General features: G+C 54.6%; 17 protein-coding genes. 11 read left to right on the plus strand and 6 right to left on the minus strand.

What is annotated here, in order from left to right; translation table 11 throughout:
• The 4 genes from fliQ to B880_RS0111440 are packed head-to-tail and all read right to left on the minus strand — an operon-like array spanning position 1 to position 2,225.
• Complete coding sequence (gene fliQ, locus B880_RS0111425; RefSeq protein ID WP_017347545.1) at positions 1-273, minus strand: flagellar biosynthesis protein FliQ; 273 nt, start codon at positions 271-273, stop codon at positions 1-3.
• A complete protein-coding gene (fliP, locus tag B880_RS0111430) occupies positions 270-1,010 on the minus strand; it encodes a flagellar type III secretion system pore protein FliP (protein ID WP_017347546.1) in 741 nt (246 codons plus the stop codon). Before fliP ends, fliQ begins: the two co-directional genes overlap by 4 nt.
• Entirely contained in the window at positions 1,007-1,372 is a 366-nt protein-coding gene (locus B880_RS0111435) for a FliM/FliN family flagellar motor switch protein (protein ID WP_017347547.1), read from the minus strand. Before B880_RS0111435 ends, fliP begins: the two co-directional genes overlap by 4 nt.
• The gene (locus B880_RS0111440; RefSeq protein WP_017347548.1) at positions 1,365-2,225 is read right to left on the minus strand and encodes a hypothetical protein; all 861 of its coding nucleotides are present in this window, start codon (positions 2,223-2,225) and stop codon (positions 1,365-1,367) included. The genes B880_RS0111435 and B880_RS0111440 overlap by 8 nt, the downstream gene beginning before the upstream one ends.
• 279 nt (positions 2,226-2,504) lie before the next feature.
• Between B880_RS0111440 and B880_RS0111445 the strand changes: the two genes are divergently transcribed.
• Genes B880_RS0111445 through B880_RS0111475 form a run of 7 tightly spaced genes read left to right on the plus strand, consistent with a single transcriptional unit; the run spans position 2,505 to position 8,842 of the window.
• Positions 2,505-3,500: a sigma-54 interaction domain-containing protein gene (locus tag B880_RS0111445; RefSeq protein ID WP_237761010.1), complete on the plus strand. Its 996-nt coding sequence runs from the start codon at positions 2,505-2,507 to the stop codon at positions 3,498-3,500.
• 2 nt (positions 3,501-3,502) lie between these two features.
• Positions 3,503-3,826, plus strand: a complete 324-nt coding sequence (locus tag B880_RS0111450; RefSeq protein ID WP_017347550.1) for a flagellar hook-basal body complex protein FliE — start codon at positions 3,503-3,505, stop codon at positions 3,824-3,826.
• A 9-nt stretch (positions 3,827-3,835) separates the two neighbouring features.
• The gene (gene fliF / locus B880_RS0111455) at positions 3,836-5,428 is read left to right on the plus strand and encodes a flagellar basal-body MS-ring/collar protein FliF (protein ID WP_017347551.1); all 1,593 of its coding nucleotides are present in this window, start codon (positions 3,836-3,838) and stop codon (positions 5,426-5,428) included.
• On the plus strand, positions 5,403-6,443 hold the full coding sequence (locus tag B880_RS0111460; protein WP_017347552.1) for a FliG C-terminal domain-containing protein: 1,041 nt from the start codon (positions 5,403-5,405) through the stop codon (positions 6,441-6,443). The genes fliF and B880_RS0111460 overlap by 26 nt, the downstream gene beginning before the upstream one ends.
• Positions 6,444-6,446: 3 nt before the next feature.
• A complete protein-coding gene (gene fliH, locus B880_RS24965) occupies positions 6,447-7,121 on the plus strand; it encodes a flagellar assembly protein FliH (protein ID WP_017347553.1) in 675 nt (224 codons plus the stop codon).
• Complete coding sequence (locus B880_RS0111470; protein ID WP_026042586.1) at positions 7,099-8,427, plus strand: FliI/YscN family ATPase; 1,329 nt, start codon at positions 7,099-7,101, stop codon at positions 8,425-8,427. The genes fliH and B880_RS0111470 overlap by 23 nt, the downstream gene beginning before the upstream one ends.
• On the plus strand, positions 8,417-8,842 hold the full coding sequence (locus tag B880_RS0111475; RefSeq protein WP_017347555.1) for a hypothetical protein: 426 nt from the start codon (positions 8,417-8,419) through the stop codon (positions 8,840-8,842). Before B880_RS0111470 ends, B880_RS0111475 begins: the two co-directional genes overlap by 11 nt.
• Here the strand turns inward: B880_RS0111475 and flgN are convergent.
• Together flgN and flgA are read right to left on the minus strand one after the other, a co-directional pair.
• Complete coding sequence (gene flgN, locus B880_RS0111480) at positions 8,830-9,261, minus strand: flagellar export chaperone FlgN (protein WP_017347556.1); 432 nt, start codon at positions 9,259-9,261, stop codon at positions 8,830-8,832. The two genes, B880_RS0111475 and flgN, sit on opposite strands and share 13 nt — an antisense overlap.
• Positions 9,262-9,368: 107 nt before the next feature.
• Complete coding sequence (flgA, locus tag B880_RS0111485; RefSeq protein WP_017347557.1) at positions 9,369-10,124, minus strand: flagellar basal body P-ring formation chaperone FlgA; 756 nt, start codon at positions 10,122-10,124, stop codon at positions 9,369-9,371.
• An 86-nt stretch (positions 10,125-10,210) separates the two neighbouring features.
• Between flgA and B880_RS0111490 the strand changes: the two genes are divergently transcribed.
• The 4 genes from B880_RS0111490 to flgE are packed head-to-tail and all read left to right on the plus strand — an operon-like array spanning position 10,211 to position 12,881.
• Complete coding sequence (locus B880_RS0111490) at positions 10,211-10,561, plus strand: flagellar basal body protein (RefSeq protein ID WP_017347558.1); 351 nt, start codon at positions 10,211-10,213, stop codon at positions 10,559-10,561.
• 2 nt (positions 10,562-10,563) lie between these two features.
• The gene (flgC, locus tag B880_RS0111495; protein ID WP_017347559.1) at positions 10,564-10,989 is read left to right on the plus strand and encodes a flagellar basal body rod protein FlgC; all 426 of its coding nucleotides are present in this window, start codon (positions 10,564-10,566) and stop codon (positions 10,987-10,989) included.
• A complete protein-coding gene (locus B880_RS24970; protein WP_017347560.1) occupies positions 10,989-11,678 on the plus strand; it encodes a flagellar hook capping FlgD N-terminal domain-containing protein in 690 nt (229 codons plus the stop codon). Before flgC ends, B880_RS24970 begins: the two co-directional genes overlap by 1 nt.
• A gap of 12 nt (positions 11,679-11,690) precedes the next feature.
• A complete protein-coding gene (gene flgE, locus B880_RS0111505) occupies positions 11,691-12,881 on the plus strand; it encodes a flagellar hook protein FlgE (protein ID WP_017347561.1) in 1,191 nt (396 codons plus the stop codon).
• Position 12,882 lies beyond the last annotated feature (1 nt).

Consider the following 12,882-nt stretch of genomic DNA (forward strand, 5'->3'; position numbering starts at 1 on the left):
TTATAACACCAGTTGAGCGGCCTGCTCGAACAGTTGGCGGGTAAAATCGATCAGTTCGGTCAGCATCCATTTACCAGCGAAAATCAACATCAGTAAGGTGACAGCCATGCGCGGCAAAAAACTCAGCGTCTGTTCATTGATTTGGGTCGTGGCCTGAAAAATGCTCACCAGCAGGCCGGTCAGCAAGCTGGGCAAAATGGCCAGGAGGGCGATAATCAAGATGAGGCGAAAGGCGGAGCCCATAACATCACCCACGACCTCAATGGTCATCATAGCGCCAGCCCCTGTACACTCTGTGTCAGTGTACCGACAATCAGTGACCAACCATCCACCAGGACAAACAGAATCAGCTTAAACGGCAGCGAGACGATCAGCGGTGACAGCATCATCATCCCCATTGCCATTAAAATACTGGCCACCACCAGGTCAATGACCAGAAAGGGGATGTAAATTAAGAAGCCGATTTTAAAGGCGGTTTTCAGTTCGCTCAGAACAAAAGCGGGCACGATAATGGTCAAATCCTGCGCCTCAGCGGCACCACTGCTACCCGCGATCAGCATGATCTGCTCCAGTGCGCTGGTGCTGGTCTGCGACAGCATAAAGGTTTTCAGCGGGGCCGATCCAGCGGTTAGCGCCTGCTGGAGCGTCATGCGATTTTCCTGATAGGGTACCACCGCATTCTCATGGATATTCAGCCATACCGGACGCATCACCAGCAAGGTTAAAGCCAGTGCAATCCCGGTCAGCACCTTATTCGGCGGCGCTTGCTGGAGGCCAATCGCCTGACGTAACAGCGCCAGCACAATAATAAAACGCGTAAAGCAGGTCATCATCAGCAGTGCGAGGGGCAGCATGCCGAGCAGCGTCATCAGGATCAGTATTTCGACCTTAACGCTGTACTCTACGGCTCCGCTCTCGTTGGGGAGGGCTGAGATCAGCGTCAGCCCGCTCTGTTGAGCAGAAACGGGCAGGGCGAGGGGCAGCAGAAGCCATAGCAGGCGGGTTGTCATCGCGCCAGCTCACTCAACTCGCTGCTATCGAATTCAATCACCCGTAGCGCGTATTTATCGTTGACCACGACGACTTCAGCGGTGCCGAAGGAGACGCCGTTGATTTTGATATCCAGCGGCTCTCCGGCTAGTTTATCCAGCTCTATCACGCTCTCTTCGTTGACCTCAAGCAGTTCAGCCAGAGTCACTTCCACTGAAGCGACCTCCAGCGTTAGCGTGACCGGAATACGGCTAAACAACGCCAGATGACGCTGCTTGTCTGAGGATGCGCAGGTGTCCTGCGGTACTGGATTAAAGGCAGCCTCCAGTGAGGCAGCCAGCGCGATCTCCTCAGGAGAGTCAGAGGCGTGGCGTTCAGTCATCGGTATGTTCCCGGTTACGTATTAAGTCGCAAAAGTAGAGCTTGCCGCGATCCTCACAGACCGAAGCGCTAAACAGTGAGTTACTGCCGATGTAAAGCGGCACGGATTCGGCCAGAGCAATAGGTAAAATATCGCCTGCCTGTAACGTGGACAGGCGGGCTGTTGGGAGCGAAAGCGTGGTCAGACGGCCCTTCAGGCGCAGCGGTAGCGTGCTGAACAGTGGCCGGGTAGGAAGGCGCTTCGGGCGGTTTTGGTTCTGTTTTGCCCGCAGGTTTGCCAGCAGGAGATCAACATGGCTGGCATCCAGTAGTAGCGAGAGCTTCCCCCCTTGGTAGCTATCTAAAATGAAATCCACCCGATAAGCCCACTGTGTCATGAGTGCGGCATAATCAGCAGATAATGTAAGAGGCTGGCCAAACAGCGTATCGCTCAGCAGCAGTTGAATCAGATCGCTGCTGATTTTGCTCTGTAAGCGTTCTTCAGTGCGCGACAGTGGCCCATCGTTCAGCGGCTTTTCAGTGAGTTCCTGGCGCTTTAACCCATAATAATCGTAGAGTATTTGCAGCAGAAAATGGCGGTCGATATATAACGCCAGGTGACCTGATTCGCTACTGAATATCTGCGCTTTTTTTTGTATCACATCACTGTGACACTGAATATCAATCAGGGTGGTATTCACGCGGAGTTTTTTCAAAAAGTAAACGTTTAATCGGGTATCAATCTGATCGCGAAGATTCTTAAAAATAGCCGGAATCTGATTGTAGGGTTTTCCCAGTTGGTGCGTTTCGATTTTAATCACCTCTTCAACCTCATTGGCTGAATAGACGCGCCGCCTTTTTTTATGAATTAGCATTCAGAAGTTCTTTGTCTGACTTTAATGTCTTTATTTTATTTTCATCTTAAGGTTTTTAGCCAGATATTAATGATTATTAATATCTCAACAGGAAGGATTTTATTTATTAAATCATTGTTTACAATGGATTTATTATTTAATAATTTTTTATATCTGGTATGGATTCAACAATGGCTATATTCTTTTCTCTATATAAAAAATCAACCTTTGCTTAACATCCTAAAGGGTAATGCTATGAATACCACTGAGGCAGTATATTCTGAGGCAATGAAGAGCAGCATGAGCAAGAAATTTATTTCCCACGATCCCATCTCCATTGCCCTTTACTCCTCTGCTGAAAAGGTTGCGAAGTTTAATGTGCCGGTCATGATTTCAGGTGAAACCGGAACCGGGAAAGAGTGTATTGCCCGACATATTCATCAACACGCCTTTAACCAGCCGGCACCTTATGTCGCCGTCAATTGTGCAGCGATACCCGAAAACATGTTGGAAGCCATACTGTTTGGCTTTGAAAAAGGGGCATTCACCGGTGCGGTTCATAGTCAGCCGGGTAAATTTGAGCTGGCCAATGGCGGGACACTGCTGCTCGATGAAATCGGGGATTTACCCTACGGCTTGCAGGCGAAACTGCTGCGGGTGCTCCAGGAACAGACCGTGGAGCGGCTCGGAAGCCATAAATCGATCGCGCTAAAAGTGCGTCTGTTGACGGCGACCAATAAAGATCTGCAAGAAGAGGTCAATCGTGGGCGATTCCGGGAAGATCTCTACTATCGACTCTCGGTGATCAACCTTGAGATACCACCCTTGCGTGCCCGGCGGCTGGATATTTTGCCGTTAGCGAACCTTTTCCTGCAACGCTACAGCCAGGGTTTGCCAGCGTTACTGCGCTTTAGCGCTGAGGCCCAGCATAAGATGTTTGAGTACGAATGGCCCGGCAACGTGCGAGAGCTGGAAAACCGCGTACAGCGTGGCATTGTTCTGAGCAGTGGTGACACCATCAGTGCCGCCCTGTTAGGGCTGGATGAGAAAAGTGTCACCTGTATCTCAACCGCCGATCTTCCTCACCCCGTTCCACCGTCGCGCACTCGTAGAATTCGTGAACATGGTCGCGCTGCTGAAAGCCAGTATATCCTCGATCTGCTCAGTCGCCATCAGGGTAACAAAACCAAAACTGCCGAGAGCCTTGGCATCACGACGCGCGCCCTGCGTTATCGCCTTGCTTCTATGCGCCAGCAGGGAATAAGCACGGAAAATCTTGTTAATTCAGGAAGATAAATATGATTGTTACTGCCATTGAGCCGAATTTAATCCGTTCCATTCGACCTGGCCCAACGCTGTCGCCAGCACCGGCTAGCCAGATGACTACCGGGGCGACATCCCACGTCTCTTTTTCTGCCCTGCTTGAGCAGGGAATTCATCACGTTGATGCCTTACAACACAGCGCTTCAGCGCAGCAGCGCGCTATCGATTTGGGTCTCAGCGACGATCTGACAAACACGGTGTTGGCGGGGCAAAAGGCCAGTATTGCGTTTTCTGCGATGGTGCAGGTGCGCAACAAGTTGACGCAAGCGCTGGATGATATCGTCAGTATGCCGGTTTAAGGAGGTCGGGTGTTACAGCAACTCTTAGCCCGTTTTCCTGCGGATAGCGTGATAATCGTAAAAAAGTGGCTGCTGCCACTCGGGGGATCTTTGCTGATTACCGCGCTCATCGTGGCGATCCTGTGGCACAACAACAATCGCTACGTGCTCTTGTTCGGCAGCGAGCAGCAGATCCCCGTTGCGCAGGCGGTGGAAGTGTTAGGGAGCGAGGGAATAGCCTATCGGGTTGAACCGCGAAGCGGTGCTTTGTTGATCGCTGAAAGCAAGGTTCCGCAGGCACGCATGTTGCTGGCTGCACGTGGCATTACGGCCCAGGTGCCGCCAGGCTATGGATTGATGGATAGCGAAGCGCTATTTGGTAGCAGTCAGTTCATCCAGAACGTACGCTTTCGCCGTAGCCTCGAAGGTGAGCTGGCGCAAAGTATTATGACGCTGGATAGCGTGGCTTCGGCGCGCGTCCATCTCGGCATGGTGGAAAAGCGCAGTTTCGTGCTCAGTAGCCAGCCGGACAGCACGGCTTCGGTGATATTGCGTCTGCATCCGGGACGTGAATTAAGCGAAAGCCAGGTGGTTGCGGTGACAGGCCTGGTAGCAGGCAGTATGCCGGGCATGAAGGCGGAACAGGTACAAGTTGTTGATCAGGGTGGAAGACTGCTCTCTGCGCATCTTCAGGGGCAGGGCGCAGAAATTTCGACTGCCCGGCAGACCGATGCGCTACACCGCTTGCGTCAGACCACGGAACGTAACATCAGTACGCTGCTCATCCCCCTGTTGGGCCAGGAGAATTTTCGCGTCAGCGTGGTGCCGCAGATCAGTTTTGATCGGGTAGAAGAAACGCAGGAGCGCTACCTTGGCGATCCGCGTACCGCCAGTGAAAATCTGTTGCAGGAAAACCTCTCCGAGCAGATGGCGGTAGGCATCCCTGGCTCATTAAGCAATCGCCCAGCCAATGCCCCGGCGGCAGCGGGCGAGATGCAAGGATCGTCACGTGACCAGTCACAGCGGCAGTTCCACTGGGATCGGGATATTCGCCAGATTCGCCATCAGTCGGAAAAACTGCAAAAGCTCAGCGTCGCCATTGTGCTTAATCAGAATGTTGCAGCGCTAAGTCAGTGGAACGAAGAACAGCACGCGCAGCTGGCCGCTCTGCTGAGTCAGGCTGCGGGCATTGATAGTACGCGCGGCGACCAACTCACTATCTCGCGATTAGCCTTTATCCCTGCCGAGGCCGTAGAGGATGAGAAAACCCCCTGGTGGGAGAGTGAAACCACCTTCCGCTGGGCCGAGCGCGCCGCGATGGCGCTGCTGATCTTGTTGATCACCCTGTTTGGCCTGCTGCCGATGCTCCGTCGTGTTGGACAACCCGCCCCCGCTGGTGTGCCAACCGATCCGGCTTTAACCCAGGAGACGTTGATGGGCGAGACGCTGGCGACCTTACCTGATTCAGCGGTGAGCAACGACGATCAACTCCCGCCACAAAACTCCGGCCTGGAGACCAAAGTGGCCTTTCTGCAAACCCTGGCACGCAGTGAAACCGATCGCGTTGCTGAGGTATTAAAACAGTGGATTAGCAGCAATGAGCGAAACAACAGCAAAAAGTAAACCCGCACGCCCGGATGAGGCAAAAAGTGGCCGCTCCCGGCTGGAGCAGGCCGCAATTCTGCTGCTGAGTATTGGTGATGAAGCCGCTGCGACTGTGATTGCACGATTAAGCCGTGAGGAGGTGCTACGCCTGAGTGAAGCGATGGCGCGGCTGCACGGTGTGAAGGTGACGCATGCCCGGATGGCAATGAATAACTTCTTTCAGGACTACCGTGAGCAAACCGGCATTAATGGGGCTTCCCGAAGCTATCTTGCGGGATTGCTGGAAAAGGCGCTGGGCGGTGAGATCGCTAAAAGCGTGGTGAACGGGATCTATGGCGATGAGATCCGTTACCGCATGGCGCTGCTTCAGTGGGTTGACGTACCCCAGCTCACCGCGCTGATTGCGTATGAGCATCTGCAATTGCAGGCGGTGTTTCTCGCCTTTCTGCCGCCGGATGTCTCAGCGCTGGTGCTGGCGCAGTTAGATACACAGCGCCAGGAAGAGCTGCTGTATCGGATTGCCCGGCTGGATGACATCAATCGTGATGTGGTCAGCGAGCTGGATCGGCTGATTGAACGGGGGATTGCGGCGATTTCTGAGCATGGCTCGAAAGTCTCCGGGCTGCGCCAGGCGGCCAATATCGTCAACCGGATCAGCGAGAACCAGCAACTGCTGCTGGAGCAGTTAAAGCAGCGCGATGAGCAGATTGCCGATGAGCTGAAGAGTGAAATGTACGAGTTCTTTATTCTCAGCCGCCAGCCGCAGGCCACACTGCAACGGTTACTTGAGGAAGTGCCGATGGATCAGTGGGCGCTGGCATTAAAAGGCACCGAGCCGATGCTGCGTCGCGCAATTTACGACGCTATGCCCCAGCGCCAGGTTCAGCAGCTACAGAATGCCGGCAACCGCCTTGGGCCCGTGCCCGTCAGTCGTGTTGAGCAGGTGCGTAAAGAGATCATGCAGTTGGTCCGTGATCTGGCGGAAGAGGGAGAAATCCAGGTGCAGCTGTTTAGCGAGCAGACAATGGAGTAACCCATGAGGCAGAACAGTGAAATGATCCGTCTTTATCAGTTCCCGCCGCTACGTCCTCCGGGTGGGCGGGCGCACCATAACGCCCAGCAGCAGGCTGAATTCCAGCAGAATGTCACTGATGGTTTTAATCAGGGGCTGGCTCAGGGGTTGGCGCAGGGTGAGGAGCAAGGTTATCGAGAGGGTCTAAAGAACGGGGAACAGGCTGCGCGTTTGCAGGTTTATGCTGAGCTTCAGGAAGGCGCTAAGCCGCTGGAAAATCTGATTGAGACCCTGCGTCATTACCTTGGTACGCTGGAGCAGCAGCGCCGTCAGGAATTGCTGCAACTGGTAGAAAAAGTGGCGCATCAGGTGGTGCGCTGCGAGCTGGCACTTCAGCCCACGCAAATGTTAGCGCTGGTAGACGAAGCGCTCAGTAGCCTGCCGGAAGTTCCTCAGCAGTTTAAAGTTTGGTTAAGCCGTGAAGAGTTTGGCCGCCTGAACGAACTGGCGCCGGATAAAGTCGCGCAGTGGCATCTGCATCCCGATGACGAAATAGTGAGTGGGGAGTGCCGTATCACTACGCCACAGGGTGAGATGGATATTGGCTGCCAGCAGCGGCTCAGTCAGTGTCTTGAGGTGATCCAGCACAGCCTTGATGAAGGCGAGGAGGCGCAGGATGAGGAGAGACAGGACGCTTGATCGCGCTTTGAAATCGCTGGAGAACGTATCACTGGCACGCGTCTCTGGCCGGTTGGTACGGGTGAGTGGAATGCTGCTGGAGTGTACGGGTTGCAACATAGCGACCGGCCAGCGTTGTCAGATTGAACAAGCTAACGGGCAACTGTTGGATGCAGAAGTGGTTGGCTTCAATCGTGATCTTACCTGGCTGATGGCGTTCAAACCCCCGCTCGGACTGAAGAGCGGGGCGCGGGTGTTCCCTTCGCGAAAACACAGTGAGCTGCGTATTGGCCCGGCGTGGTTGGGCAGAGTATTCAACGGCCTGGGGGAAGTAATTGATGGCAAAGCCCCGCCTGGAGGTGACGCCCTGTTGCCTCTTATTCCTCCCGCTTTGCATCCTTTGCAGCGCAAACCCGTCAGTGAGGCACTAGATGTGGGCGTCAGTGCCATTAACGGCCTGCTGACCATTGGCAAGGGGCAACGCATTGGGTTAATGGCGGGCTCTGGCGTGGGTAAAAGTATGTTGTTAGGCATGATGACACGCGGTACCACGGCGCAGGTGGTTGTAGTCGGGTTGACCGGTGAACGAGGCCGCGAAGTGCAAGAATTTATCGAGCACGTATTGCAGGCTCAGGGGATGGCGAAAGCCGTGGTGATAGCCGCGCCTGCCGACGAATCGCCACTGATGCGCCTGCGCGCGACTGAGCTGTGTCACGCCATCGCCGCCTGGTTTCGGGATGCCGGACAAGATGTCTTGTTACTGGTTGACTCACTCACTCGCTACGCAATGGCACAGCGGGAGATCGCTCTGTCGTTAGGAGAACCGCCAGCCAATAAAGGTTATCCACCGTCCGCTTTTGCTATGTTGCCACGTCTGGTAGAGACGGCGGGTAACAGCGATGGCTGCGGAACCATGACAGCCATCTACAGCGTACTGACTGAGGGCGACGATCAACAAGATCCCATCGCGGATTGTGCGCGTGCGGTGTTGGACGGGCATATTGTCCTGTCGCGTGAGTTGGCGGAGGCAGGCCACTATCCGCCGATTGATATCGGGCAGAGTATCAGCCGCTGTATGCAGCAGATCACCACTCGCCCGCAGCAACAGGCGGCCCAACGTTTGAAGCGCTGGCAGGCAGACTACGCGGCGATCAAGCCATTGATATCATTGGGAGGCTATGTGCCAGGTGCCGATCTCGCCGTTGATGAAGCGCTACGGCAGCAGCCAGCCATCGCGCATTTTTTATGCCAGGATGCGGGTCAGCCGGTATCGCTAAGTCAGGCGCAGCAACAATTGCATCAACTGGCGCAACGCGATGAAGCCTGAGACCGCGAGGCTGCTGGCGCTAACGCGATTACAGCAGCTGCGTCAGGCCGAAGTTGAGCAACTGATGCAACAACAGCATGCCCAGCAACAGCAGTGTCTGCGCATCAGGCGTAATCTCATCGACCTGCAACAGCTACAGCAGAGTATTCCTTCGGCACACCAGCCCGGTCACTTCGCCAATCTGGTGTTATATCGCGCGGCTCTACATCGGGTCGTGGTATGGCAACAACAGTTGCTGCAACTGGAAGAACAACGTCGTCTTGAGCTAAGGGAGAGATTGCAGCAGGCTGCCCGTCAGGCGCAAAGCTATGCGCTGGTATTGAAACGTGAGCAGCAGCGTCAACGGCAGCAGAACCAACATCGGGAAAATGCTGAGACACAACAGACGGCATATCGTGGCCGTCAAGGCTGGTAGAGGAAGCTCTGAGGAGTCTGAAGTTGTAATGTTGACAGCGTTTCCAACTGAAGTGATAACAGTACGCCATTACGGCTGTTTTGCTGCTGGCATTGTGCTGCCAGCTGTAAAAGCTGCTGCCACAACGCGCTAACCTGATGGCGTAGCGAGACAGGTAATAACGCCATAAATTGCTGCATTCCTTGCGCATTAGTAGCCAGGTGCAGGGTTTTCAGCCGCTGGCTGCGCAAGCGGGCAGATGCCGTCAGCACTAGATACAGCTCATGCAGCCGATCGGAAATCTGTAGCGTCAGGCGCGAATCCGCCGCCAGCAGCGCCCGATACTGTTGCTGCAATAAATCCGCAACCTGCTGGTAATCACGGCGATCCTGCTGTAATTCACGCAGCAGTTGCAGCACTTGAGTCGTGGCGCTACTCACAATCGAGATGCCTGTTTAGAGCTGAGCGGCGCATGGCTGAAAAGCATATTTCACACCTTAAGTTTGGGTCTCTGTTTCTGTTCACAGCGGCCAGAACGGCCGCTATTTTAAGGCGGAGTTAACAGCTCAACCGTCGCCGGGCCGGTCACTCTGGCGCTGAATAGCCGCTGCGAGGTGAGATTTTTAATGCTGATGACCTCATCTTTACGGCCACGCTTTTGCGCTTCTCCCACCATACGGACTTCACTACTGCTGAGCTGCGCGATCACTGTGACCTGCTGCCCCCGCTCAACCATAACCGGTTGCTCAATATCTGCCGGCGCAATCACCTGGGATTCACGGAGGCGGCGGCGGGTGCTTAGCCCGTTGACCCGATCTATCTCGGTGAAAAAACGCTGCTGCAGATGGCTAATGTTGCGTTTTTTCAGCACGACTAATGCCCCTTCCAGCGCAGTTCCACGATCTACAGCCTGGCGCGCAACCACTACCGGCATCACCACGTCGGCCTTCACCGTCACACTGAGTTCCCACTCCACAGGGCTTTCACAGCGCAGGTCATAGCGTAGCCGCGTCAGCTCCCGGCTGGTCCCGGCAGGCTGGATCACGTTAAGGGGGTGAGAACAGCGCGGCAGTCGGCTGGCATCTCCCGGCATGTAAATGTGCAGCTTGCTGCTGTAATCACGCCAGCCGAACTGACTGGCTCGCTGGCGGATTTCAGCGCTGGCAGCGTTAGTTACTGCTGTGTGCAGCTGCGATCTTGCCGTTGTCGGCTGCACGGCGGCCAGCAGTGAAGGGGCGGAAATCAAAGCGGAAGAGAGCACAACATAGCGGAACAGTTGTTTCCCGAATTTTGCGGGGTTCATAAGATTAATTCCCATTTTATCAATGTGTTAAGTGTTGGTATGCGAATTGCTAACACCAACGGTACACCGGGATAAAGGGGGACGTAATGGCACTGAGTTTTGAGCGGGTACTGGATATTCATCCGGCGGCCTTACAGCTTAGACTTTCGCGAGCAGAGCTGATTAGCGCCAATCTGGCGAACGTAGATACGCCAAAATTTCAAGCTAAAGATATTGATTTCGCGGCAGAGATGCAACGCATAACCCGTCAAAGTGATTTCTCTACGTCACCTGATGTTCGTTACCGCATTCCCTATCAACCGGCTACGGATGGCAACACCGTAGCGCTGAACGTTGAGCAGGCCGCCTTTGCGCAGAACATGTTGGATTACCAGGTCAGCCTACAGCTGTTGCAGGGCAAGTTGAGTGGCGTCCGTCAGGCGATTGAAGGGAAATAATCATGTCATTTAACGCGATTTATCAGGTGGCGGGATCGGCGATGACGGCACAAACCGTTCGCCTCAATACCATCGCCAGTAATCTGGCTAATGCTGAATCACCCGCGTCCAGTGCTGCCACCACCTATAAAGCACGGCGCCCGGTGTTCGCGGCGCTTTATCAGGCTGCCGGATTTTCTTCTGCATTAGCTTCTTCTTCTGCCCGCGTCCAGATCCTCGACGTGGTGGAGACCGGTGGTGCTATCCCGCGCTACCAGCCAGGCCATCCGCTGGCTAATGCCCGTGGGCAGGTGTTTTATCCCGATATCAATAGCGTGGAGGAGATGGCAGACATGATGTCAGCCACGCGTAACTTTGAAACCAACGTTGAGGTGCTGAATAACGTGAAAAGCATGCAGCAGAGCCTGCTGAAACTGGGAGAGAACTGATGAATCTGACGTCACTGACCAAGGTTGAACCCTATCGGCCTGATGCTGCTGCGGTAACGCCTGCCGGGGAGAAGGAGCCACTGAATGACATGTTTCTACAGCTGTTAGTTGCTCAGTTGCAGTATCAGGATCCCAGCCAGCCGGTAGACAGCAGCCAGTACGTGCAGCAACTGGCGCAGATGGCGCAAATGGAGTCGATGAGTCAGATAGGCACGCAGCTCACCCAGATTGGCACCATGGTGGAAGACCTACAGCGCTTCAACACCCACACCCTGACCGGCCAACAGGTCATGGTGCAGAGTGACACCATAGAACTCAATGCAGACGGCACCGTCGTGGGCGAGTTAAAGCTGACGACCGCCGCGCGTGAGGTCCGGCTTATCCTGCGTGATAACCAGGGGAATGACACCACGATATCCCTTGGGAGCCAACAGGCGGGCGACGTGCCTTTTAGCTTTGAGGCGGCTGAACTTGGCCTGGCCGCCGGAAAATACCAGGTTTCTGCGTGGCAGGACAGCCAGCCACTGCCGGTACTGCTGAGCGGCAGAATTGATTACCTACGCCCCGATTTTAACCGTGGAGAAACGCGAGTTCATGTTGCTGGTGTGGGTGAAGTCGATGCGGGAAACATTCGCCAGTTTGGGGTGAGTGAGCGTCCAGTCTCTGGGCAACAAGCAATGCAATTTTAACAGGAGCCTTTCATGAGTTTTAGTATTGCAACTTCGGGCCTGGATGCCTTCAGTAAACAGCTGGGTGCCATCAGTAACAATATCGCCAACAGCAACACTGCGGGTTATAAGTCGATGCGTGCTGAGTTTGCCTCGCTCTACGGTGGTGGCCAGCCGCAGGGGGTCAATGTTTCCGATATCAGCCAAAGTGTGGGCCAGAGTGGTACCGTGACCAATACTTCCCGAGCGCTGGATCTGGCCATTACCGGCAAGGGTTTTTTCGTCAGCAAAGATGAAAATGGAGCCACGACCTACTCTCGTGCGGGTTATATGGCGCTGGATGCAGAGGGCAAGCTGGTCAATAACCTCGGCGCACGCCTGCAGGGCTACAGTACAGATGACAGCGGGGCGTTGCAGACCGGAGCCCTGGGCGACTTGCAGGTCAAAGTGGGGGCTATTCCGGCCCAGGCCACCGATAAACTGGGGTTCGTCGCCAACCTTGACGCCGGGGCGATCCCTCCTGTGGAAAGCCGTTTTAGCCGTGATGATCCGCAGAGTTATAACAATGTCTTTAGCAGCCGGGTCTATGACTCACTTGGCCAGCCGCACAGCGTTGAGCAGTACTTTGCCAAAACCGGTGAAGGTAGCTGGGATGTCCATTTTTTCGTTGATGGTGCCACAGCTTCACCGGCTAAAACGCAATTACGCTTTGATAACAGCGGCAACCTGCTGCCTTCCACCACCACTCCACAGTTGACCAGCAGGCTAAACGGCGTAGATCCCCTGGCGATCACAGTGGATTACAGCGGTACCAGTCAGTACAGCAGCAGCTTCAACGTCATGAATAACACCAGCAATGGTTACGCGGCAGGCGAGATGGTCAGCGAGCAAATTGACGACGATGGCAAGATCTACGCGACTTACACCAACGGTGAGCGCCTGTTACAGGGGCAATTGGTGCTGGCAAACTTCCGTAATCCGCAGGCGTTGAAGTCAGAAGATGGCACTGCCTGGAGTGAAGCAAACGGCAGCGGCCAGCCGCTGTATGGCACGCCAAAAAGCGGTATGAACGGCAGCATCAAAGCCTTTGCACTGGAGTCTTCTAACGTTGATCTCACCAGCGAGCTGGTGGGATTAATGGGGGCCCAGCGCAGCTATCAGGCTAACACTAAAGTCATCTCGACCAACGATGCGATGATGAACGCACTGTTCCAGGCGCTGTAAT

Origin of the sequence: Pantoea sp. A4 (assembly GCF_000295955.2) — a bacterium.
Classification (GTDB): domain Bacteria; phylum Pseudomonadota; class Gammaproteobacteria; order Enterobacterales; family Enterobacteriaceae; genus Pantoea; species Pantoea multigeneris.